Source organism: Nitrincola tibetensis, from assembly GCF_003284585.1.
Classification (GTDB): domain Bacteria; phylum Pseudomonadota; class Gammaproteobacteria; order Pseudomonadales; family Balneatricaceae; genus Nitrincola; species Nitrincola tibetensis.
Map to the genome: position 1 here is coordinate 51,585 of NZ_QKRX01000010.1, position 23,227 is coordinate 74,811.

The following is a 23,227-nucleotide window of genomic DNA, read 5'->3' on the forward strand; positions in this document are numbered from 1 at the left end:
ACGATGAATTGTGTTTCGTATATCTAGAGAGTTCGCAAATGGCTCCGCGAATAAAATAAAATGACTTAAGTCAAGGGGGTCTAGTGCAGAGATTAGTCGTTTGCACCAGACCCGCTTTTTCAGGTCATACGCTTGTATTTGATGCGCTCAGGTTGATGGTCTTTGCCATAACGCTTGCGATAATCTTCTGCGTATTCGGTATAGTTGCCTTCGAAGAACGCGACTTTAGATTCCCCTTCATAAGCAATCATATGTGTACAGACACGGTCTAGGAACCAGCGGTCATGCGAAATAACCACGGCCGACCCTGGGAAGGCTAAAATGGCTTCTTCGAGTGCGCGCAGTGTTTCAACGTCGAGATCGTTGGTTGGCTCATCGAGTAAGAGGACGTTGCCGCCTTCTTTGAGCAGTTTCGCCATGTGTAAGCGGTTGCGTTCACCCCCTGATAGGTCTTTGACAAACTTTTGCTGATCAGAGCCTTTGAAGTTGAAGCGACCACAGTAGGCACGTGCTGGGGTTTGATAGGTGCCAACCGTGATGATGTCCTGGCCATCCGAAATTTCTTCGAAAACTGTTTTGTCGCCTTCAAGCTCACGTGACTGGTTAACATAGGCCAGTTTTACGGTGCTGCCGAGTTCAATTTCGCCAGAATCGGGTTTTTCTTCACCGCTGATCATGCGAAAGAGCGTTGACTTACCCGCACCGTTCGGACCAATGATGCCGACAATTGCACCGGGTGGAATGGACAGGTCTAAGTTTTCAAACAACAACTTGTCGCCATAGGATTTGGTGACGTTACGTAACTCAATGACCTTGTCGCCTAAGCGAGGTCCAGGTGGAATGTAGATTTCTTGTGTCTCGTTGCGTTGTTGGAATTCACGTGAGTTCATTTCCTCAAACTGCTTCAAACGAGACTTGGACTTGGCTTGACGGCCCTTGGCGCCTTGGCGCACCCACTCTAACTCGGCTTGAATGGCTTTGCGGTGAGAGGCCTCTTGTTTGGCTTCGGTTGCTAGACGTTGATCTTTTTGTTCAAGCCAAGAAGAATAGTTGCCTTCATAAGGAATGCCGCGTCCACGGTCAAGCTCCAGAATCCAGCCGGCAGCGTTGTCTAGGAAGTAACGGTCATGGGTAATGGCCACGACGGTGCCTGGGTATTCCTGCAAAAAGCGCTCAATCCACGCAATCGACTCGGCGTCTAAATGGTTGGTGGGCTCGTCGAGGAGTAGCATGTCAGGGTTGTCGAGCAGTAAACGGCAGAGAGCTACACGGCGACGTTCACCTCCGGATAAAACGCCAACCTTCGCATCCCAAGGGGGAAGGCGCAGGGCATCCGCCGCTCTCTCAAGTGCGTTATCGAGGTTGTGGCCGTCTTTGGCTTGAATTAGGTTTTCAAGTTCGCCTTGTTTTTTTGCAAGTGCATCAAAATCGGCATCAGGATCGGCATAGGCGGCATAGACCGCATCTAGCTCGGAGAGAGCTGACTTAACATCGGCCACGGCCTCTTCAATGATTTCGCGAACGGTTTTGCTGTCATCAAGCTCAGGTTCCTGCGGGAGGTAACCCACCTTGATGCCGGGCATGGGGCGTGCTTCACCAATATATTCTTGGTCAACGCCTGCCATGATTTTGAGTAAGGACGACTTACCGGAGCCGTTAAGACCGAGCACACCAATTTTGGCGCCAGGAAAAAACGATAATGAAATGTCTTTGAGAATTTCGCGCTTGGGTGGTACTACTTTACCCACGCGATTCATGCTGTAAACGTACTGAGCCATCAGACAATGCCTGCTGTTGTTTATGGGTTACGGGAAATATAGGCTTGAATTCTACCTCTTGGCTAGGCTGAATGCTAATTACTCATGCAAACCTGACCCGCTTTCATGTGCAGAACGTAAAGATTTTGTACTATAATAACGCACTTTAAAGAGGTATCCCGTTTACGGATGCTAGCGCTTATATTCAGAGGAAAGCCATGTTCAGCAAAGAGATGACAATTGCCGGTTATGATCCGGATCTATGGGCCGCGATGCAGTCAGAAGCGACGCGTCAAGAAGAGCACATTGAGCTGATCGCATCAGAGAACTACACCAGCCCGCGCGTTATGCAGGCGCAAGGCTCTGAGCTAACCAATAAATACGCTGAAGGCTACCCTGGTAAGCGTTACTACGGTGGCTGCGAGTACGTTGATGTTGTCGAAGATTTAGCGATTGACCGTGCTAAAGCTTTGTTTGGTGCAACCTATGCTAACGTACAGCCGCACTCCGGCTCCCAAGCCAATGGCGCTGTCTTTATGGCATTGTGTCAGCCAGGCGATACCATTTTAGGGATGAGTTTGGCTCATGGCGGGCATTTAACCCACGGTGCAGCCGTGTCTTTCTCTGGCCGTATTTACAATGCCGTTCAATACGGTCTGAACGAAGCGGGCGAACTTGACTATGCTCAGGTTGAAGCGCTGGCGTTAGAGCATAAGCCGCGTATGATCATTGCCGGCTTTTCTGCCTATTCGCGTGTCGTTGATTGGCAGCGTTTCCGTGATATTGCGGACAAAGTGGGTGCGTATCTGTTTGTTGATATGGCACATATCGCGGGCTTGGTTGCAGCCGATGTGTACCCATCGCCTTTGCCTTTTGCTGATGTGGTCACCACGACAACTCATAAAACCCTAGGCGGTCCGCGCGGTGGTTTGATTCTGTCTGCACGCGCCGATGAAGATCTGCAGAAAAAGCTTAACTTTGCCGTTTTCCCTGAATCTCAGGGCGGCCCTTTAATGCATGTGATTGCAGCGAAGGCGGTTTGCTTTAAAGAAGCGATGGAGCCTGAGTGGAAAGCCTATCAAGCACAGGTTGTCAAAAATGCTCAAGCCATGGTCAAGGTCTTCTTAGAGCGTGGTATTGATATTGTGTCTGGCGGAACGGATGACCACTTGTTCCTAGTTGATTTGATCAAAAAAGACATCACAGGAAAAGATGCCGATGCGGCCCTAGGTCGTGCTAATATTACGGTCAATAAAAATTCTGTCCCCAACGATCCACGTTCACCCTTTGTAACATCGGGTCTGCGTATTGGCACACCTGCCGTGACGCGTCGTGGCTTCAAAGAGGCCGAAGTGACGGAGTTGGCTGGATGGATTTGTGATATTCTTGACGATATCAACAATGAAAGTACGATTGAAAGGGTAAAAGAGCAGGTTAAAGCAATCTGTGCTCGTTTCCCTGTTTATAATTAAGTCTGTGCCGGCGAACGGCCGGCATTAGCAACGCTCTTTAGCTTTGAGGCATGCATGCACTGTCCATTTTGTGGCGCCAATGAAACCAAAGTTGTTGATTCTCGGCTGATTGCCGAGGGTCAGCAAATCCGTCGTCGCCGGGAGTGCATCAGTTGCCATGAGCGCTTTACGACATTTGAAGTGGCTGAGCTGCTGATGCCTAAGGTTGTCAAAACCGATGGCACGCGCCAGCCCTTTGATGAAGAAAAGTTGCGTGCGGGTATTCAGCGTGCGCTGGAAAAGCGTCCCGTCAGTGTCGAAGATGTTGAAGCTAGCTTAACCCGAATAAAACACCGCTTGCGTGCAGCAGGGGAGCGAGAGTTGCCCTCACGTCAAGTGGGCGAAGCCGTGATGGCCGAACTGCGCAAACTCGATCAAGTTGCGTATGTTCGTTTCGCTTCTGTTTATCGTTGTTTCCAAGATATAGACGAGTTTCGTCGCGAAATTGATCGTCTCTCCTTACAAAAAGACGGGCAGGTTGATCTTGAAGAAGATCAGCAGAGCAGTGACAATGTCCGGCTTTAATTTCATTCCTCCTAACAAGTGATTCTTATGTTTAGCGCAGATGACTATCGCTACATGGCTCAAGCACTTAGGTTGGCAAGAAAAGGCTTGTTTACAACCCATCCTAACCCTCGCGTTGGCTGCGTGTTAGTGCGTGAAAATACCATTGTTGCAGAGGCCTTTCATGAGAGAGCGGGGTTACCGCATGCCGAAGCCTTGGCGCTTGCAATGGCAGGAGAGCATGCGAAGGGCGCAACGGCGTATGTGACCTTAGAGCCTTGCAGTCATTTTGGTCGGACGCCACCCTGTGCCGATGCGTTAATCAACGCGGGCGTGAGTCGTGTGGTGGCGGCGATGACAGACCCGAACCCTCTTGTCGCAGGGCGAGGTTTGGCAAAGCTTAAACAGGCTGGTATTGAGGTGAGTTCAGGGTTGTTAGAATCTGAAGCGCGTGCACTTAATCCAGGCTTTATTAAGCGGATGGAAAAAGGTTTGCCCTACGTCCGTATCAAAATGGCGATGAGTTTAGATGGCCGAACGGCCATGCAAAGTGGTGAATCAAAATGGATCACGGGCGCTGACGCGCGTCAGGATGTTCAGCAATGGCGTGCGCGAAGTGCAGCGGTCATTACGGGAATAGGCACGGTGTTGGCTGATGATCCTGAACTGACGGTTCGGATTGGCAATGATTTGCCGCAGCCTTTGCGTGTTGTGTTGGACAGTCAAGGGCGCATGCCTCTGACGGCTAAAATGCTACAGTCAACCGGCCCGATTTTGCATGTCACTTCCTCTTCCGTTACACAAACAGAGGATTGGCCGACCCACTGCACGACCCTCCAGCTGAACACCGTCGATAACCGGATTGATCTGGTGTCTTTGCTGACTCATTTGGCTGAGGTGTATCAAATTAATGAAGTTCTAGTTGAAGCCGGTGCGAACTTAGTGGGTGCGTTTGTTGAGGCCAACTGTGTCGATGAATTGCTGGTGTACATGGCACCGACTTTATTAGGCAGTGAGGCTCGCCCGTTAATGACGCTGCCTTTGTCGCAAATGAAGGATCAAAAGCGTTTGGAATTGGATGATTGTCGTCTGATCGGTCAAGATATACGTATGACATGGCGTTTTCTTTCGGAGAAGTAATAATGTTTACAGGTATAATAGAAGCGGTAGGTCAGGTTGCGGATATCCAAATGCGAGAGGGTGACATGCAATTGTACCTTCGCACAGGGCAGTTAGACCTAGTAGATGTTAAATTAGGCGACAGTATTGCGGTTAATGGTGTTTGCTTAACGGCCGTGCAGTTACCAGGTGATGGTTTTGTTGCCGATGTCTCACGTGAAACGCTGGCTCATACACGTTTTGACCTGCTTAAAGTGGGTGAAAAGGTGAATCTTGAAAAAGCATTAATGCCAACGAGTCGCCTCGGTGGTCATCTTGTTAGTGGTCATGTGGATGGTGTCGGTGAAGTGGTTGAGCGTCATGATGATGCTCGCTCGATACGCTTTACGTTGCGTGCACCTGCATCACTGCAACGTTATATTGCTGCTAAAGGATCCATTACCGTGGATGGCGTGAGTTTAACCGTCAATACGGTTGATAATGACTGTTTTGGGCTCAATATAGTGCCTCATACTGCCAAAGAAACCATTATTGATGGTTACACGGCAGGTCGAAAAGTACATCTTGAAGTGGATTTGATTGCTCGATATCTAGAGCGTCTTCTCTCTGCAAGTCATCAGGATCATGAGCCATCAGACACAGGTCTGACCATGGAAAAACTGGCTGAACAAGGTTATTTATCACGCCGCTGAGCGTTGTGGAGTCAATCATGGAGCTGAACAGCCCCGAAGAGATTATTGAAGATATACGTCAGGGTAAAATGGTTATTCTGATGGACGATGAAGACCGCGAAAATGAGGGCGATCTTGTCATAGCGGCGGAAAAAGTACGGCCGGAAGACATTAACTTCATGGCAACGCATGCAAGAGGTCTGATTTGTCTAACGCTCACGCGTGAGCGTTGCGAACAGTTGCAGTTGCCGTTAATGGTGCAGAGCAACGGTGCGCAGTTCTCGACAAACTTTACAATGTCGATTGAAGCAGCATCTGGCGTTACAACTGGAATCTCTGCAGCGGATCGTGCTCATACGGTGCATGCGGCGGTTAAAAAAGATGCCAAGCCAGATGATATCGTGCAGCCGGGACATATTTTTCCGTTAATGGCGCAGCCCGGTGGTGTTTTAAGCCGTGCAGGACATACCGAAGCGGGATGCGATTTGGCGCGCTTGGCAGGTCTGACACCTGCGTCAGTGATTGTTGAAGTCATGAATGATGACGGCAGTATGGCGCGTCGTCCTGATTTGGAAAAATTCGCAGCCAAGCATGGGCTTAAGATTGGAACCATCGCGGATCTGATTCACTACCGTACCCTCAACGAGCACACGATTGCGCGTGAGAGTGAAGGTGTGTTGCCGACAGAGTATGGTGATTTTAAGTTTGTTACCTATAAAGATGAAATTAAAAACTGCACACACTTAGCGCTGTATCAAGGTGAGATTTCCGCCCAAGAGCCAACGTTGGTTCGTGTGCACATTCGCTCGGAAGTGCTTCGCGATGTCGTAGGTGTGCAGCCAGGTGATGAGACAAAGTGGACGATGCGCAGAGCGCTAAGGCGCGTCTCTGAAGAAGGTAAGGGTGTGGTTTTGCTGTTGGACACCGGACACCGAATCGACTTGGGTGTGGCCGTTGATCAACTGGTCAATAAGCAGCATCAACGCGTTGCCTCGAAAGTGAATGTCAGTGCATCGGGTGCATATCTCACCGTGGGCACAGGGTCACAAATTTTAAAAGACTTGGGTGTGAGTAAAATACGTTTACTGAGTTCGCCCATGAAGTTTAATGCAATTTCGGGCTTTGACCTTGAGATTGAAGAATACATCCCATACCAGAATTAATGACGGAAAGAGAAGCTATGTCTGTGAAAGTATACGAAGGTGATTTTGTAAGTGCGGATGGCCAGTATGCCATCGTAGTTGGGCGTTTTAATGCGTTTGTTGTTGAGAGCTTGTTGCAAGGGGCTCTCGACACGCTTAAACGTCATGGAGTTAAGGACGAGAACATTCGTATCATCCGAGTGCCTGGCGCATTTGAAATTCCACTTGCCGTTAAAAAAGTCGCATCACAAAAGAAAGACGATGCAATCATTGCCCTAGGTGCTGTCATTCGTGGTGGGACTCCGCATTTCGAATACGTATCGGCAGAAAGCTCCAAGGGTGTTGCTCAAGTGATGATGGATTTCGATATTCCGGTCGCCAACGGAATTTTAACGGTCAACTCCATTGAGCAAGCAATTGAACGTTCTGGCACCAAGGCCGGCAATAAAGGGGCTGAAGCGGCGATGTCAGCACTCGAAATGGTCAGTTTGATGCGTCAATTAGAGGCGTGAACAGTATGAGTGATTCAGCCGATCAGGATAAGCCCGTAAAGAAAGCCAAGACGTCTATGACGGACATGCGTCGTAATGCCCGTAGTTATGCGTTGCAAGCGCTGTATCAGTGGCAGATGGCTGGGATGCCGATCAATGAAATTGAAGCTCAGTTTCGTGTTAACAATGACATGGCAGACACAGATGTGAAACTGTTCAGCCAGTTGTTGCAGGGTGTCTCTAGTGAGGCAAGGGCCTTGGATGATGCCTTCTCATTGTTTATTGATCGCTCAGTAGAGGATCTGGATCCCGTTGAGTTAGCGGTATTGAGAATTGGTACCTATGAGTTAATGCATCGTTTAGATGTACCCTACCGAGTAGCGATCAACGAAAGTGTAGAACTGGCAAAAATATTCGGTGCAACCGATAGTCATCGCTATGTGAACGGTGTCCTAGATAAATTGGCACAAAAGGCACGTTCGGCTGAAATCGTGGCTAGACGTCATTCCTGATGGGTGAGTTTGAACTGATTCGTCGTTATTTTGCACGGGAATCATTGAATGACCCGAGTGTCTATTTAGGTATAGGTGATGACTGTGCGCTCTTATGTCCCCCTACAGGGCAGCTACTGGCAGTGTCTATTGACACTCTGGTAGAGGGCGTGCATTTCTTGCCCGGGACGCCTGGGGATAAAGTCGCCTCTCGATTGCTGGGTGCGGCAGTGAGTGATTTGGCTGCCATGGCCGCAACGCCAGCTTGGTTTACCCTTGCACTTTCAATGCCGAGTTTTGATCAAGACTGGTTGGAGCCTTTTGCCTCGTGTTTGGCCGAGACTGCGCAAGGCTTAGGGATACATCTGGTCGGAGGAGACACTACGCGAGGGCCTTTAACGCTGAGCGTTCAAGTCCATGGTTTTGTTGAGCCTAGTCTGGCATTGAAGCGTTCGGGCGCACAAGTTGGCGACATTATTGCGGTAACGGGATATTTGGGTGAAAGTAAGGGAGGCTTAGAGTCTTTATTAAAGGAGGAGCCCGAAACCCCAACTATCGCACATTTGCGGCAAAGATTTTATGCACCGACACCTAGAATTAAGCTGGCTCGAGCGCTGGCACCCTTTATCCACAGTGCTATAGATATCTCCGATGGTTTTTTGGCAGACCTGAAACACATCCTTAAGGCCAGCCACGTTGGCGCCAAGGTGGATGCAGATGCTGTACTTTTATCTCATGAGTTACTCGCGTTTGCAGGCAATACAGCGTTGGCACGGCAATGGGCATTAACGGGTGGAGAGGATTTTGAGCTGTGTTTGACCTTGCCATCAGAGCATTGGGAGCATTGCCAGCGTAAAGCACAAGCCTTGTCGATTCCCTTAACCTGTGTTGGTGAGATTACGAATACAGATGCTCTCGATATTTGGGAATCTGGGCATAAAGTTCACTACACGCAAGATGGTTACGATCATTTTAGGAGTTCAAATGGCTAAGACCCCTGCATCAGTTTGGTCCAATCCTGTGCATTTTTTGGCGTTTGGTTTTGGCAGTGGCGCTGCTCCCGTCGCTCCAGGTACCTTTGGCACCTTGGCTGCAGTCCCTTTATGGTGGGGACTGAGTCACTTATCCACAGACGCTTATTTACTGGTATTGTTAGTGGCATTCATTATTGGGGTTTGGCTCTGTCATGTGACCTCGGATGATATTGGTGTTCACGATCATGGCGGTATTGTTTGGGATGAGTTTGTTGGGCTTTGGATAGCTCTATTTGCTGTACCTGCTGAGTGGATCTGGGTGCTGGTCGGCTTTTTATTGTTCCGGTTGTTTGATATTTGGAAACCCTGGCCGATTGCTTGGGTGGATAAACGAGTTGCGGGTGGTATGGGCATCATGCTTGATGATGTGATCGCAGGTGTCTATGCCTTAATTGTTATTCAGCTGTTGCTGGTTGTTTTTTCTTAACAGGATATCCCCTTGTCAATAGAATTTGTTGCTCAGTCTAAATTGCCTACCCCTTGGGGTGTGTTCACCATGGTAGGTTTTGATGATACTGCAACCGGTAAAGAGCATGTGGCATTGGTGTGCGGCGACGTAACGGGGCCCGAGCCTGTCCTTGCGCGGATGCATTCTGAATGTTTGACCGGTGATGCACTGTTCAGTTTACGTTGTGATTGTGGTTTTCAGTTGCAAGAAGCCTTGCGTCGTATTTCAGAGGAAGGCCGAGGCGTGTTGTTTTATTTAAGACAAGAGGGACGAGGGATTGGCCTGTTAAATAAAATCAAAGCCTACCACTTGCAAGATGGTGGTGCCGATACGGTCGAAGCGAACGAACAGCTTGGATTTGCAGCGGATATGCGTGACTATTCAATCTGTTTACCGATGATGCGTCATTTAGGGGTTGAGTCTGTGCGATTAATGACCAATAACCCTCGTAAAGTCAAAGCGTTGGAAATGGCTGGTGTGCCAGTGGCTGAAAGGGTTCCGCTACAAGTCGGTAAAAATCGTCATAATGAGCACTATTTACAAACCAAAATGGGTAAGCTTGGCCATATGATGCAGGAAGAGCATTTTAAGACCGATGATGCCTCTTAAGGTAGCTGATTTTAAAGCATCTATTCAGAGCTGAACTTAAATCCTGAATAGATGCTTCGCAATAAGGTGTTTACTCATTTCTTAAAGCGAGTATGCGCTCACTAATGTGTTCAATCGATAAACCACACATATCCAGTTGTTCTTCGCGCGTGGCATGTTCTATCCACTCATCCGGTATACCAAGACATACGAGCTTATTGCCCATACGATTTGCGTGTAAAAATTCGCTGATTGCCGACCCGGCACCCCCAGATAGACTATGATCCTCTAAGGTGACGAGCGTTGCATATTGACGGCAAAGGTCAGTGAGTATTTCTGAATGTAAAGGCTTAACGCAGCGCATATCGACGACACTGATGTCTAAGGCTTCGGCAACAGCTTGAGCCCTTGCTAATAGGGGACCAAAATTTAATAGGGCGATCTTTTTCGATCCTTGGTAAGCAATATAGGGCTCTGGGTAGGCGGGTGTTTCGACTGCTAAGCCCCAAGTCTCTGCTGTACCACGGGGGTAACGCACGGCGACAGGCCCTGATTGCTGATAGCCAAACTCCAAGGCTTGCACTAACTCCGCTTCATTTGCAGGTGTTAGTAAGGTCATGTTGGGAAGCGTGCGAAGAAATGCTAGGTCATAATTACCGGCATGTGTTGCGCCGTCTTCGCCGACTAAGCCTGCGCGGTCAACAGCAAACAGAACATCGAGTTTTTGGATGGCAACATCGTGAATCACTTGATCATACGCGCGTTGTAAAAATGTAGAGTAAATGGCAACGACGGGTTTCATACCTTTAATCGCCAATCCTGCCGCGAACGTAACGGCATGCTGTTCAGCAATCGCAACGTCAAAATAACGATCAGGAAACATCTCAGAAAAGCGCACTAGATCAGATCCTTCGCGCATGGCGGGGGTAATGGCGACGATGCGTGAATCCGTCGCTGCTTTTTGACATATCCAGCGTCCAAAGATATTGCAAAACTTGGGTGAAGGTGTGGGTTTGTTTGGTGGTGTTAAGGGGTCAATTTTACTAATCGCATGAAAGCCGACGGGGTCGGCTTCAGCTGGCGCATAGCCTTTGCCTTTGCGGGTGATAACGTGTAAGAACTGCGGTCCTTTAGCCACTAATACGCGATCTAAATTGACGATTAGATCCGACAGGTTGTGTCCATCAATGGGGCCTGTATATTCAAAGGCTAAGGCTTCAAACAGCGCGGCGGTTGTTTTACCATCGGTTTTGTTCTTTAAGTTATTTGCCAGATAGGTTGCGAGCCCGCCTTCATTGCGTGAAATCGACATGTCATTGTCATTGAGAATGACTAGAAGGTCAGCTTGGGTATGTGCAGCATGGTTTAATGCTTCAAACGCCATCCCTGCTGTCATTGCACCGTCCCCAATTACGGCAACGGATTTATGAGAAAGCCCTTTCAATCGGAATGCCAATGCGGCGCCAAGTGCTGCGCTAATTGAAGTGCTGGAATGACCTGTGCCAAACGCATCGTAGGGGCTTTCATCTGGCTTGGGAAAAGGAGCCAGACCCTGTGCTTGACGCATGCTGAGCATGGCTTCTTTCCGCCCTGTTAAGATTTTATGCGGATAGCACTGATGCCCCACATCCCAGACAAGAAAATCGTCAGGCGTGTTTAAGCAATGGTGGAGCGCTAGGGTCAATTCAACCACGCCTAAGCCTGCACCAAAATGCCCCCCGGTTTGTGCGGTTGAGTAGAGCAACCATAGACGCACTTCATGGGCAAGTTGTGTGAGGCTATCGACTGACAGATTACGCAGTTTGTCAGGCGTATCGATTTGGTCGAGCAGCGGAGTATTGGGGCGATTTAGCGGAAAGGTGTCTAACATTAATGATTACGCTCAACAATATAGTCAGCGAGTGCCAATAATGCAGACGAGTTGGCACCATAGTCGTGCAGGCATTTGTGTGCTTGCTCTTGCAGGGTTAAAAGTTTGTCCTTGGCACCTTGAATGCCAAGCAACGCTGGATAGGTTGGTTTATTGCGCGCTAGGTCTGAACCGGAGGGTTTGCCAAGTGTCAGTGTATCGCCTTCGATATCCAACAGATCGTCTTTCACTTGAAAGGCGAGTCCGATGATTCGACCAAACCTGGATAAATCCTGAAGTAGCTGTTGGTTTTGGCAATTGGCCGCTTGTGCACCTAGCGTCAGGCTTGCAGAAATCAGCGCCCCCGTTTTATGACGATGCATGGCTTCGAGTTGATCCAGAGTAAGCGGTTGATCCTCGTGAGCTAAATCAAATGCCTGCCCTGCTACCATACCTCTGTGGCCTGCAGCAACTGCAAGCGTTTGAATCATTCTGAGTTGAGCGTCAGGCGTATAAAGGGGTGACGGCCGACTTAACACTTCAAAGGCCAGTGTCAGTAACGCATCTCCGGCTAAAATGGCATTGGCTTCACCAAACTCGATATGACAGGTGGGTTTGCCTCGACGAAGTTCATCATTGTCCATGGGCGGTAAGTCGTCATGGATTAGCGAGTAGGTATGAATCATTTCAATGGCGGCAGCCGGTGCTAGTGCTTTCTCGTCATTTGCGCCACAAAATGCATTGGCAAGGAATACCAATGCTGGACGTATGCGTTTTCCGCCCTGTAGCAGAGAGTAACGCATGGCATTTTGTAAGTACGGGTAGAGTTCTGTTTGCGCCGGAATCTGAAGAGTAAGTTGTTCTTCTGTTAAGGCGGTATAATGCTTTAGCTGCGCCGATAGATCCACGATTACTGTGCCTCATCTTTGAATGGATAGGCCACAGCTTCACCATTTTCTTCGATCAACACATTTACACGTTGTTCTGCTTTTTCGAGCTGCATTTGACACTCACGCGTTAATGAAATGCCTTCTTCAAAGGTTTTTAAGGCCTCTTCAATCGGAAGATCACCTTGCTCCATTTTTTCGACTAGAGCCTCAAGGCGGGTAATCGACTGTTCAAAACTGATTGGGTTGCTTTCGGTCGTCATCTATCAGAATCCTCTTTGACTTCAGTCTAGCAAATTACGAAACCTTAAACGTGCGGTCAATGAAATCATCTATTTTGGTGTTTCATTAATCGATGAACAAGGGTATAAATCTGCTATTATAGACCGAATTCGAATAGGGTTTTGGGAAGTTTCGCTTGTTGAGGGGTATTAAGTGGATATAGCTACGCTGGTAGGGTTGATAGGCAGCTTCGCAATTATTATCTCAGCGATGGTAATGGGGGGCGATATAGGGATTTTCGTTAACCCACCTTCCATACTAATTGTATTTGGTGGAACTCTTTTCGTTGTATTGATGAAGTTCACCTTAGGGCAATTTCTGGCTGCAGGAAAAGTGGCGGCTAAAGCCTTCATGTTCAAATCGGTAAGTCCAGAAAGCATTATAGCTGAAACGGTTGAAATGGCCGATGCTGCTAGAAAAGGCGGGTTGTTGTCGCTGGAGGATAAAAAAGTTTCCAGTGATTTTATGCAGCGTGGGATCCAGTTGCTAGTCGATGGTCATGATCCCGATGTTGTTAGATCTCTGTTGAATAAAGAAGCTCGCTTAACCTATGAGCGTCATGATTTCGGATCAAAGATTTTTTCTGCAATGGGGGATGTTGGCCCTGCGATGGGGATGATTGGAACCCTAGTTGGTTTAGTGCAGATGTTATCCAACATGAGCGACCCAAAAGCAATCGGCCCAGCCATGGCGATTGCTCTATTAACGACTTTATACGGTGCGATGTTAGCCAATATGTTTGCTATACCGATTGCAGATAAACTGAATTTACGTCGCAATGAAGAAGCGTTAAACAACGCACTGATTATTGACGGGTTATTGGCAATTCAAGCGGGTCAAAACCCGCGTGTCATAGATCAAATGTTACGCAACTACTTGCCTGAGAAAAAACGCTTTAGTAAAGCGGCAGGGAACGAGGGCTAGTTGGGATGAGTGCAGAAGAAGAATGCAACTGTCCCCCTTGTAAACCGGGGTTGCCAGCATGGTTGGCAACCTTCGGTGACTTAATGTCGTTGCTGATGTGTTTTTTCGTATTGCTGCTGTCGTTTTCAGAAATGGACGTTCTGAGATTTAAACAACTGGCAGGCTCTATGCGAGAGGCGTTTGGTGTTCAGGCACAGATTAAGGTGGAAGATATTCCGAAAGGGACTTCAATCATTGCCAGAGAGTTTAGCCCAGGACGCCCTGAGCCAACTCCCTTAAATGAAGTCAGACAAATGACCACCAATGTTGAACTGCATACGCTAGACGTACGATCACAAGTCGGTGAGTCTGTCCTAGAAGAACGCCAAGCTGAAGCGGAAGAAGAAAAGCGCCAACAGCAAGAAGAGCAAGCTCAAGAAGACGCGATGAAGTTTGCTATGGCCTTGTCTGCCGAAATCGGTGAGGGCTCGATTGAGGTCGAAACCGATGGTACGCGCATTATCATTCGGGTAAGAGAGCGGGGCTCTTTTTTTCAGGGGTCTGCGCGGATACAAGACGACTATATTCCGGTGTTAGAAAAAATTCGTGATGTCTTGATTACAGTGCCAGGGCGTGTCTCAGTGCAAGGGCATACGGACAGTACGCCCTATGTGGGTCGGCAGTTTGAATCAAACTGGGATTTGTCAGCTGCTAGAGCCTTGGCCGTCGCGCATGAATTGTTTTCGGATCCTCGCACAAATGAATCGAGATTTACAGTCTCGGGGTATGCCTTCAGCCGACCTTTGGTTCCCAATGATACTGAAGCGAATCGAGCGCGTAATCGCCGTGTAGAGATCATTATTGAGAAAAGTGAGTTGTTAGAGCAAATGCCAATTCGTACCAGCCCACCCAGTATCAGTGAGCCTGAGCGGCTGATGCCAAACGAGATTTTTTAGGTTGCTGCACAATTAGTGAGCCAGTCCTCGTGCTTTCTCGTACTGAATAAAAAGGAGAAAGCACGTATGCAAGCAAAATCCAAAGCGGTGCCGTCAGGGCGTTTATCCAGAATCGCGCATTTAGGCAGTCTCGTGACGCGAGTTGCGGGCGGTGTCGTTGCAGAAGGTGTTCGACAATACAGTCATGGTCATCGACCTAGTCCAAAAGACTTATTGTTGACGCCTGCAAACGTGAAAAGAGTTGCCGACAAACTGGCTCACTTACGCGGTGCCGCAATGAAGGTTGGGCAGCTTTTGTCGATGGATGCGGGTGATCTTTTGCCTGCAGAACTGACCGAACTTTTATCGCAATTGCGCTCTTCGGCTACGCCAATGCCAATGCTGCAGTTGGCCGATGTCCTTGAGCAAAGTTTTGGCAATGACTGGCAGTCTTCTTTCCAACAGTTTAACTTCACCCCTATCGCGGCAGCCTCAATTGGTCAAGTGCATCGTGCCGTCCAGCATGATGGCCGAGTCATCGCTCTAAAAATTCAATACCCAGGCGTTGCGAAGAGTATCGATTCCGACGTAGATAATGTTGTGTCTTTGCTTAAGCTATCTCGATTGCTACCCGCGGGATTGGATTTGACGGAGTTGATTGCTGAGGCCAAAGTTCAGCTTCATGCTGAAGCTGACTACCAGCAAGAGGCCTCGCATTTACGCTATTACCGAGAGGCGCTATCGGATAATAAACGGATACGCGTGCCCCAGTATATGCCTGAACTCAGTACAGAGCATGTTTTAGGCATGAGTTATGAGCAAGGCGTTGCTTTAGAGAATGTCGCGAATCTATCTTTAGCCATAAGGCAGCAGGTTGCGGAAACCTTATTGTCCTTGTTCTTTCAAGAGTTGTTTGAATTTCGGCGAGTTCAAACAGATCCCAATTTTGCGAACTACCTCTATGATGCTTCAACGTCACAACTGGTGCTATTGGACTTTGGCGCGACACGCGTCTACTCTAAAGCCATCAGTGATGCGTATCAAACCCTGTTTAAAGCAGGAGTGAGGGGGGATTCATTCTTGATGGAGGAGGCCGCTCGGCAGATAGGGTATTTCAGTGAGTCGGTTAGTGACTTGCAGGTGGAGTCAGTGATGCGTTTGTTTGATTTAGCGTTGGAGCCGCTGAAGGTTGACGAATATGATTTCTCCAGTACGGATTTAGCACGTAGGTTGCGTGATCAAGGGATGGCACTGAGTTTTGGGCAAGGCTACTGGCATTCTCCTCCAGTAGATGCTTTATTTTTACATCGTAAATTAGCAGGGTTGTATCTATTGTTTGCTCGGCTTAAAGTGAAGGTCAACTGCCAAGGTTTATTACGGCCGTGGCTGACCCATGACTAACAATAGGATACAAACATGTTTAGTTTCACGATTACGCCAGCGTTTTACGATACAGATGCCTTAGGTCATATTAACAACACACGTGTTCCACAATGGTTTGAAGTGGCTCGCAATGACGTTTTTAAGTTGTTTACCCCGGATTTAAACCCAAAGACTTGGGAGTTAATTTTGGCGCGCATCGAGGTCGATTTTGTTGGCGAGCTATTTTTGAATAGCCCTGTAGAGATTAAAACCTATATTAGTCGGATCGGTAACTCGTCATTTAGCGTGTATCAAGAAGCGTGGCAAGATGGAAAGCTTGGGTCTAAGGGAGAGGCTGCCCTAGTTCGATATAACTTTTCTGAGGGCAAGTCTATGCCGCTGACACCAGAGCAACGCGCGGGGCTAGAAGCACACTTTAAGGGATAGAAAGGAGATTAATGAAAATCCCCATTTTGCACGAAATCCCAGGGCGCATATTGGCGCCCGTCCTTTTAGCCGTTGTGGCCATCTTAGCTGTCTTTTATAACCATGAACAAAAAATGAACGGTTTGGAGCGTTTAGTTATAGCATCCGAACAGGATAATCTTAGGGATTATCTGAGGTTGCAAAAACAGCCGCTTAATGATTTGTATAAGGCGGGACGACTTGATGAACAGCGCTTACAATTCTCTATTTTATCGACGCGCGCGCTGACCACTCATAGTTTCGTGTTAGATCAAGATCTAAATCTTATTATGAGTTTGTCGGATCTTGAATCAGGTACGCCATTGGGTCCAACGCTTATCGGTGATGACACTTTGTTGTTTGAAATAGCAAACAGCCTGTTATTAAAGCTCTCTTCAGATATTGAAGTGAAGCGAGTCCCCGAAACACTCAAACTAATAGGTTATATTTCTTTGGACTATGGCCACTTGATTGTGGTTCGTGATTTATCACCACAGATGGCCTATTACCGCACACGAGTACTGCGGATGACCTTTAAAGACGGTATCACTTTTTTATTAGCTGCTATGCTGCTGGCAGTTGGTATGTATGTTATGTGGTTTCGACGTAGTCAAGCTGTACTGGATACCTTGACCCAAATAGGAAATGGCAACCTTTCAGCTCGTTGTAGCATTTCAGGCCGAAATGAAATGTCAGAAATTGCCCAAGCGATTAATGGAATGGCCGATCATTTGTCCTTAGCATTGGATCGTGAAAAGCACTTAGTTGGCCTGATTAATCGTTCACCGATTGTTGTGTTTGAGTGGAAAAACTTACCGGGCTGGCCTGTCAATTTTGTGAGCGAAAGTGTCAAGAGCTGGGGGTACTCAGTTGCAGACTTTATGCATGGCGAAATACAATTTTTTGATTTGATTCATCCAGACGATCAAGCTCGAATTTTGGAAGAGGTGACTCATTACTTAGTCAATGGCCCTGATGATTATCGCCAAGAGTATCGCATTGTTTGTGCTAATCAGGATGAACTATGGGTAGATGATCGAACCTGGTTGGTGCGCGATCAGTTGGGAGATGTCGCCATTATCTATGGCGTTGTTGTCGATGTGACCGAACTGAAACGTTCAGAGTTGCGAATACGTGAGTTAAATGATGTATTGGAGCAGCGTGTTGAAGAGCGAACTAACGCGCTTGAGGCCGCTAATCAAGAGTTAGAGGCATTTACATACAGTGTGTCGCATGATCTTAAAGCGCCACTGAGAGGTATTGATGGGTACAGTCAGTTATTGATGGAAGCTTACCGAAACCAACTGGATGAGGAAGGTATAACGTTTCTGCGAAATATCAGGGATGGTGTGGGCCAGATGCATCAATTAATTGAAGATTTACTGTCTTACTCGCGTATTGAGCGTAAAGCTTTGCAAACACAGTCCTTTGACGTGAGCCTGTTTGTTAAAGAGTTGGTTGAGTATTCCCTAAAAGCAGATCCGCATCCAAAAGCCAAAATCACAATAGGCATACCACCCTGTCAACTTGAGTTAGACCCGGATGGTTTTGCTTTGGTAATGCGTAATGTCTTGACCAATGCCCTGAAGTTTTCGATCAATCAGCAACTTCCTAGAGTTGAAATTCGCGGACGAGTGACAGATACTCGATTTGTGCTTGAAATTGAGGATAATGGGGTTGGGTTTGATATGAAATATCATGATCGTATTTTTCAGATATTTCAACGTCTTCACCGACGTGAGGATTTTCCAGGTACAGGGGTTGGGTTAGCTTTGGTCAAAAAAGCCATGCAGCGCATGGGCGGCGAGGTCAGAGCTGAAAGTGAGCCAGGAAAGGGTGCTCTATTCATCTTGGAGTTTGATCTATGACGCAGGCGTATCTTCAGCAGCCTATATTATTGGTTGAGGACAATCCCGTTGATTTGGATTTGACCTTACGCGCTTTTAAGCGCAAGCATTTTTTGAATCCAATAGAAGTTGCGCGTGACGGCGAAGAAGCATTAGCCTACATAGCACGTTGGGATGCGGGTGAGCGTACCCCTTTGGTCATTTTGTTGGATTTAAAGCTTCCCAAGGTTAATGGCTTAGAAGTGCTTAAAGAACTCAAACAACATCCTGTCTATAAAACCATTCCAGTTGTCATTTTGACCTCTTCATCTGAAGGGGTGGATATGAAGACGGCTTACTCACTGGGTGTAAATTCATATATCGTGAAGCCAGTCGACTTTGCTAAGTTTATTGATGTTGCAGAGCAGATAGAGCTTTACTGGTGTGCCCTTAACCACCCAGAGACTCGATAAATATGCGAGTACTGTATATCGAGGATAATGCGGTTGATGCTGATCTGACGCGACGTTATTTTCAGCAACATCATGCAATGATTGACCTTGATATTGTATCTTGTCTTTCAGATGGCATCGCAAAACTGAGTCGATCACACGATTATCATTTACTTCTGACCGATTTAAAACTACCCGATGGTTCAGGGCTCGAAGCACTTTCTTGGGTTAGGCAGCATGATGTGCCCATCTCGGTGGTGATTCTGACGGGACAGGGTGATGAGGCTTCCAGCTTAGCAGCGCTCAAGCAAGGAGCTGATGAGTATGTCGTCAAACGCAATGACTATTTGTCTGGATTGGCGGCAAGTTTGTTCTCTGCACTCGCACGTTTTCGTTCGGTTCCGAAATATTTAAGTCGCCACATCCGCGTTTTGTATGTCGAGCATAATCCATACGATGCCGATCTGGCCGTGCGTTTTTTGGCGACGCATGCCCCCTATATAGAGCTGACATTGGTGCAGTCTGCATCAGATGTGTTGAGTCACTTACCGCTTCAATCCGGTGAGCCTGCTGAGTTTGATTTAGTGCTGATTGACTATCGTTTGCCGGGTAAGGATGGGTTGGAGTTGGTTAGAGAGCTTCGCCATACTCGACAACTGACCTTACCACTGGTCCTGATTACAGGGCAGGGGAGTGAAGATGTTATTGCGCAAGCACTGCACTTGGGAGTCGATGATTTCATATCAAAACATGATGGCTATTTGTATGAGTTAGCCGCATTTCTCGAAAAAGTAAGCCGAACAGCTGAGTTGCGAAAGGAGCATCGAGAGTTGTTAAAGCTGAATGCAGCGCTGCGACAAGTTCAGGCTGTGTTCGATTCAACAAGTGAAGGCGTGCTTATTGCAGACCTTAAGCCCAGGATTCTTACAGTCAATAAAGCCTATACGGATATTACAGGTTATGCAGAATCTGAGGTCTTAGGTAAAAATCCAGGGTTTATAAAATCAGGCAGGCATCACCGTACGTTTTACCAAACCCTTTGGAAAAGCTTGTCGGAGACGGGAAGTTGGCGAGGTGAAATTTGGAATCGTCGTAAAACGGGGGAGGTGTTTCCACAGTTTCTATCGTTGAATACAGTGGTTAATGAACAGGGGCAAGCGACTCACTATGTAGGTATATTCAACGACCTGAGTTATCAAAAAGAGTCTGAGCAGCGCCTTCAGACCTTAACGCACTATGATCCTTTAACGCAGTTGCCGAATCGCTTACTGCTTTTGTCTCGCATTGATCATGCGATAGATCAAGCCGAGGGGCAGGATCGGCAAGTAGCTGTTTTGTATCTAGATTTAGATCGATTTAAAAATATAAATGACAGCTATGGACACCAAGAAGGTGATGGATGTTTAAAGACGTTGGCGCAGCGCTTGAGTCACCACTTGGGTAAAGAGGATACGCTTGCAAGAATGGGAGGTGACGAGTTTATTGTCGTATTAGAAGGGATCGCTCATCCTGAGCGTGCAGCGCAGAAAGCAGAATCCTTGCTTGAGCTAATGCAAAAACCCATCACCTTGTCCTCCGGTTTAGAAGTTGTCTGTGCGGCCAGTATCGGCATAAGTTTGTATCCCCAAGATGCAACAACTGCCACCGAGCTGATTCAATATGCGGATACCGCCATGAATCAGGCAAAAAGCCTAGGTCGCAATACCTACCGCTTTTTTACAGAAGAGCTCACAATTCAGGCACGATGTCGCTTAGATTTAGAGAATAGCATTCGCAAAGCACTAAAAGAAAATGAATTTGTTTTGCATTATCAGCCTGTGATCGATGCGCAGAGTCAGCGCGTAGTGGGTGCGGAGGCGTTGGTGCGTTGGCACCAAAATAAAGAAAATCTACTTGGGCCCGATAAGTTTATACCTGTGGCAGAGGACAGTGGTTTGATCATCCCGTTAGGGCGCTGGGTGTTACGTCAGGCGTGTTTACAAATGCGGCGCTGGCTGGATATGGGCATTCGATTGGACTTTATGGCGGTTAATCTGTCAGGTGTTCAGTTCAATTTAGGCAGTGTTGAGCAAGAGGTTTTCGATGCGTTACAGTGCTCAGGACTGCCACCATCCTTCCTTGATTTGGAGCTGACCGAAAGCATAATAATGGATTATGGCAATAAATCGCTGTCGATTATGAATAAACTGAAAGAGCAAGGTGTGTCCTTGTCAATTGATGACTTTGGCACAGGGTACTCATCCTTAGCGCATTTAAAAAACTTCCCTGTTGATCGATTAAAAATCGATAAGAGTTTTGTCCAGAGTTTAGAAGAACAAACAAAGGATATGGCGATTGTGACCACCATCATTAATATGGCCCATAATCTAGGCATGAAAGTGGTGGCCGAGGGCGTTGAAACCTTAGCTCAACAAGAACTCTTGAAGCAGCTTGAGTGTGAGTTCTTCCAAGGTTTTTACTTCAGTCGAGCGCTGGATGACGTTGCCTTTGTCCATTGGTACGAGGCCCATTCATCAAAATACCATCATTCGTAAGGCTATTGATCGGACTACGCTGCATTTTCGTTTGAAAACAGCTAAAATACAGCCCATTTGTACCCTGAGGCTGTTTTTAAAAACATGAGTGAACCTAGTCAAGTTGTTGACCCTTTTCAGTCAATACGTCCCTATCGAGACAACGAAGTCGCAGATGTGCTTGGGCGTATGCTGCGTGATAACGAGTTTGTAGATGTTATCACTCATTATCAGTTTCCACGTCTGCCTAAATGGGCTTTGCGCATTTTACGGCCCGCTGTGCGCATTGCGTTAGCGGCTAAAGTGGGTGAAATCGAGACCGTTTCTAGCTTTCAAAAACTGATTGCGGGCTATATGACGAAAATGATATCCCGAACGACGTCGAGGCTGAGTTGCAGTGGTATCGATCAATTAGACCCTCAAGAAGCTTACCTTTTTGTCTCTAATCATCGTGATATTGCGATGGATCCGGCTTTTGTGAATTGGGCTTTGTACCAGTATGGTATGAATACAGTTCGAATTGCGATAGGCGATAATCTTTTAAAAAAATCCTATGTGTCAGACTTGATGCGCTTGAATAAGAGCTTCATTGTTCGTCGTTCGCTAAAAGCACCGCGAGAAATGATGGCCTCTATGACACAGCTGTCAGAATACATCGACCACAGCATTATGACGGGTCATTCGGTTTGGATTGCTCAGCGTGAGGGGCGATCAAAAGATGGAAATGACAGGACAGACCCCACTTTATTGAAAATGTTTTATATGTCGCATCGTAAGCAGCGTAGTTTCTCCGAGATGACGGAACGACTCAATATTGTGCCAGTCTCTATCTCCTATGAGTATGACCCTTGTGATGCGATGAAGGCGCGAGAGTTAGCGGCAATAGAAGAGACGGGTAAGTACGAAAAAAGTCAATATGAAGATATCGACAGTATCGTGAAAGGCATTACAGGGGCTAAAGGTCATGTGCATGTATCATTTGGCCAGCCTATTCGTGGTAACTATGAAACGCCAGAGCAGTTGGCGCAGGAAATTGATCGTCAAATACGCTCGGACTATTACTTGCATCCATCCAATTTAGTGGCGGCAGGCGAATCCATCGATGCAAAAACAGAACAAGCGTTTGCCTCGCGATTGGCCCAGGTCAGTGGTCGTGCCGAAGATTTTCTACGAAATATGTATGCAAATCCTGTTTATAATCGACGTGAAGCTGAAGCCTTAACGCAAAAAGAGGCTGACTCTCATGCTTAAATTACGAGCGTTTTTGTTTGCCCTTGGTTTTTACCCCATTACGATACTCTATTCTATTCCGTGTTTGTTAATCGGGCCTTTCCTACCCTTCCGACAACGCTTTGCTTTTTTTACCGGAATTAACTATTTCTACATTTCGTGGTTAAAATGGGTGTGTGGAGTGGATACCCGTGTTCAAGGGCGAGAGCATTTACCAAATACAGGCGCTTTTGTGGTTCTGGGTAACCATCAAAGTGAATGGGAAACCTTATACTTTCAAATCCTTGTTCGGCCGCAGGTCGTGGTTCTTAAAAAAGAGCTTTTGAAAATTCCATTTTTTGGTTGGGCATTGGGTCTTCTGAAACCGATTGCATTAGACCGCTCACAACGCAGAGGGGCGCTGAAGCAACTCTTGGAGCAGGGGGCGGCTCGTCTAAATGAAGGCATCCCCATTGTGATGTTTCCTCAGGGAACGCGAGTTAAAGTGGGAGAAGAAGGGAAGTTTAATAAGGGCGGTGCTATGTTGGCGGTGAAAGCTGGCGTGCCGATTGTGCCGATTGTGCATAATGCTGGGCGTTTGTGGCCAGGTAAGTCCTTTGTTAAGTATCCGGGTGTTATTGATGTTCATATTGGCCCTGCGGTGGTGACTGAGGGGCGCAGTATTGAAGAGGTGCATGCGGAAGTGACTCAGTGGATGCTTGAGCGTATGAAGTTGTTAGGGGCTTAATTCAGGCCTGAGCGCCCATAAAAAATGCCGGTAAAGACCG

General features: G+C 47.4%; 23 protein-coding genes. 19 read left to right on the top strand and 4 right to left on the bottom strand.

The genetic code is table 11. The features are described 5' to 3' along the window. Window positions 1-119: 119 nt before the first annotated feature. Window positions 120-1,778, bottom strand: coding sequence for an energy-dependent translational throttle protein EttA (gene ettA / locus DN062_RS13195; RefSeq protein ID WP_112159778.1), 1,659 nt, complete (start codon window positions 1,776-1,778; stop codon window positions 120-122). Window positions 1,779-1,975: 197 nt separating this feature from the next. On the opposite strand from ettA, the gene glyA reads away from it, so the two are divergent. The 10 genes from glyA to ribA are packed head-to-tail and all read left to right on the top strand — an operon-like array spanning window position 1,976 to window position 9,777. Next, a complete protein-coding gene (glyA, locus tag DN062_RS13200) occupies window positions 1,976-3,229 on the top strand; it encodes a serine hydroxymethyltransferase (RefSeq protein ID WP_112159779.1) in 1,254 nt (417 codons plus the stop codon). A 54-nt stretch (window positions 3,230-3,283) separates the two neighbouring features. Further along, on the top strand, window positions 3,284-3,793 hold the full coding sequence (gene nrdR, locus DN062_RS13205) for a transcriptional regulator NrdR (protein ID WP_112159780.1): 510 nt from the start codon (window positions 3,284-3,286) through the stop codon (window positions 3,791-3,793). Between the two features lie 27 nt (window positions 3,794-3,820). Beyond that, window positions 3,821-4,912 carry a bifunctional diaminohydroxyphosphoribosylaminopyrimidine deaminase/5-amino-6-(5-phosphoribosylamino)uracil reductase RibD gene (ribD, locus tag DN062_RS13210; RefSeq protein ID WP_112159781.1) on the top strand — a complete coding sequence of 364 codons (1,092 nt, stop codon included), beginning with the start codon at window positions 3,821-3,823 and terminating at the stop codon, window positions 4,910-4,912. Between the two features lie 2 nt (window positions 4,913-4,914). After that, window positions 4,915-5,583 (top strand): riboflavin synthase, encoded by a 669-nt coding sequence (locus DN062_RS13215; RefSeq protein WP_112159782.1) that lies wholly within the window; start codon window positions 4,915-4,917, stop codon window positions 5,581-5,583. A gap of 17 nt (window positions 5,584-5,600) precedes the next feature. Then, entirely contained in the window at window positions 5,601-6,725 is a 1,125-nt protein-coding gene (gene ribBA, locus DN062_RS13220) for a bifunctional 3,4-dihydroxy-2-butanone-4-phosphate synthase/GTP cyclohydrolase II (RefSeq protein ID WP_112159783.1), read from the top strand. Window positions 6,726-6,742: 17 nt separating this feature from the next. Beyond that, entirely contained in the window at window positions 6,743-7,216 is a 474-nt protein-coding gene (ribH, locus tag DN062_RS13225; RefSeq protein WP_112159784.1) for a 6,7-dimethyl-8-ribityllumazine synthase, read from the top strand. 5 nt (window positions 7,217-7,221) lie between these two features. Then, entirely contained in the window at window positions 7,222-7,707 is a 486-nt protein-coding gene (gene nusB / locus DN062_RS13230) for a transcription antitermination factor NusB (RefSeq protein ID WP_112159785.1), read from the top strand. Next, window positions 7,707-8,678 (top strand): thiamine-phosphate kinase, encoded by a 972-nt coding sequence (gene thiL / locus DN062_RS13235; RefSeq protein ID WP_112159786.1) that lies wholly within the window; start codon window positions 7,707-7,709, stop codon window positions 8,676-8,678. The genes nusB and thiL overlap by 1 nt, the downstream gene beginning before the upstream one ends. Then, window positions 8,671-9,147, top strand: a complete 477-nt coding sequence (locus DN062_RS13240) for a phosphatidylglycerophosphatase A family protein (protein WP_112159787.1) — start codon at window positions 8,671-8,673, stop codon at window positions 9,145-9,147. Before thiL ends, DN062_RS13240 begins: the two co-directional genes overlap by 8 nt. 12 nt (window positions 9,148-9,159) lie before the next feature. Then, the gene (gene ribA / locus DN062_RS13245; RefSeq protein ID WP_112159788.1) at window positions 9,160-9,777 is read left to right on the top strand and encodes a GTP cyclohydrolase II; all 618 of its coding nucleotides are present in this window, start codon (window positions 9,160-9,162) and stop codon (window positions 9,775-9,777) included. A gap of 70 nt (window positions 9,778-9,847) precedes the next feature. On the opposite strand, the gene DN062_RS13250 is transcribed toward ribA, so the two are convergent. From DN062_RS13250 to DN062_RS13260, 3 genes are read right to left on the bottom strand one after another with little or no spacing between them, the layout of a single operon-like run. Then, on the bottom strand, window positions 9,848-11,626 hold the full coding sequence (locus DN062_RS13250; protein WP_112159789.1) for a 1-deoxy-D-xylulose-5-phosphate synthase: 1,779 nt from the start codon (window positions 11,624-11,626) through the stop codon (window positions 9,848-9,850). Further along, complete coding sequence (locus tag DN062_RS13255; protein ID WP_162301302.1) at window positions 11,626-12,513, bottom strand: polyprenyl synthetase family protein; 888 nt, start codon at window positions 12,511-12,513, stop codon at window positions 11,626-11,628. Before DN062_RS13255 ends, DN062_RS13250 begins: the two co-directional genes overlap by 1 nt. 2 nt (window positions 12,514-12,515) lie before the next feature. After that, complete coding sequence (locus DN062_RS13260; protein ID WP_112159790.1) at window positions 12,516-12,755, bottom strand: exodeoxyribonuclease VII small subunit; 240 nt, start codon at window positions 12,753-12,755, stop codon at window positions 12,516-12,518. A gap of 172 nt (window positions 12,756-12,927) precedes the next feature. Here DN062_RS13260 and pomA point away from each other — a divergent pair, with 172 nt between their 5' ends. From pomA to DN062_RS13305, 9 genes are all read left to right on the top strand, one after another. Further along, window positions 12,928-13,698: a flagellar motor protein PomA gene (gene pomA / locus DN062_RS13265; protein ID WP_112159791.1), complete on the top strand. Its 771-nt coding sequence runs from the start codon at window positions 12,928-12,930 to the stop codon at window positions 13,696-13,698. A gap of 5 nt (window positions 13,699-13,703) precedes the next feature. Beyond that, entirely contained in the window at window positions 13,704-14,633 is a 930-nt protein-coding gene (locus tag DN062_RS13270; protein WP_112159792.1) for a flagellar motor protein MotB, read from the top strand. Between the two features lie 66 nt (window positions 14,634-14,699). Continuing rightward, entirely contained in the window at window positions 14,700-16,013 is a 1,314-nt protein-coding gene (locus tag DN062_RS13275; protein ID WP_112159793.1) for an ABC1 kinase family protein, read from the top strand. Between the two features lie 15 nt (window positions 16,014-16,028). Next, window positions 16,029-16,421, top strand: coding sequence for an acyl-CoA thioesterase (locus DN062_RS13280; RefSeq protein ID WP_112159794.1), 393 nt, complete (start codon window positions 16,029-16,031; stop codon window positions 16,419-16,421). 11 nt (window positions 16,422-16,432) lie between these two features. Continuing rightward, a complete protein-coding gene (locus DN062_RS13285) occupies window positions 16,433-18,307 on the top strand; it encodes an ATP-binding protein (RefSeq protein ID WP_112159795.1) in 1,875 nt (624 codons plus the stop codon). Next, window positions 18,304-18,738 carry a response regulator gene (locus DN062_RS13290; protein ID WP_112159796.1) on the top strand — a complete coding sequence of 145 codons (435 nt, stop codon included), beginning with the start codon at window positions 18,304-18,306 and terminating at the stop codon, window positions 18,736-18,738. Before DN062_RS13285 ends, DN062_RS13290 begins: the two co-directional genes overlap by 4 nt. A 2-nt stretch (window positions 18,739-18,740) precedes the next feature. Beyond that, the gene (locus DN062_RS13295; protein WP_112159797.1) at window positions 18,741-21,251 is read left to right on the top strand and encodes an EAL domain-containing response regulator; all 2,511 of its coding nucleotides are present in this window, start codon (window positions 18,741-18,743) and stop codon (window positions 21,249-21,251) included. A gap of 84 nt (window positions 21,252-21,335) precedes the next feature. Continuing rightward, a complete protein-coding gene (locus DN062_RS13300; protein WP_112159798.1) occupies window positions 21,336-22,481 on the top strand; it encodes a 1-acyl-sn-glycerol-3-phosphate acyltransferase in 1,146 nt (381 codons plus the stop codon). Next, on the top strand, window positions 22,474-23,187 hold the full coding sequence (locus DN062_RS13305) for a lysophospholipid acyltransferase family protein (RefSeq protein WP_112159799.1): 714 nt from the start codon (window positions 22,474-22,476) through the stop codon (window positions 23,185-23,187). The genes DN062_RS13300 and DN062_RS13305 overlap by 8 nt, the downstream gene beginning before the upstream one ends. Window positions 23,188-23,227 lie beyond the last annotated feature (40 nt).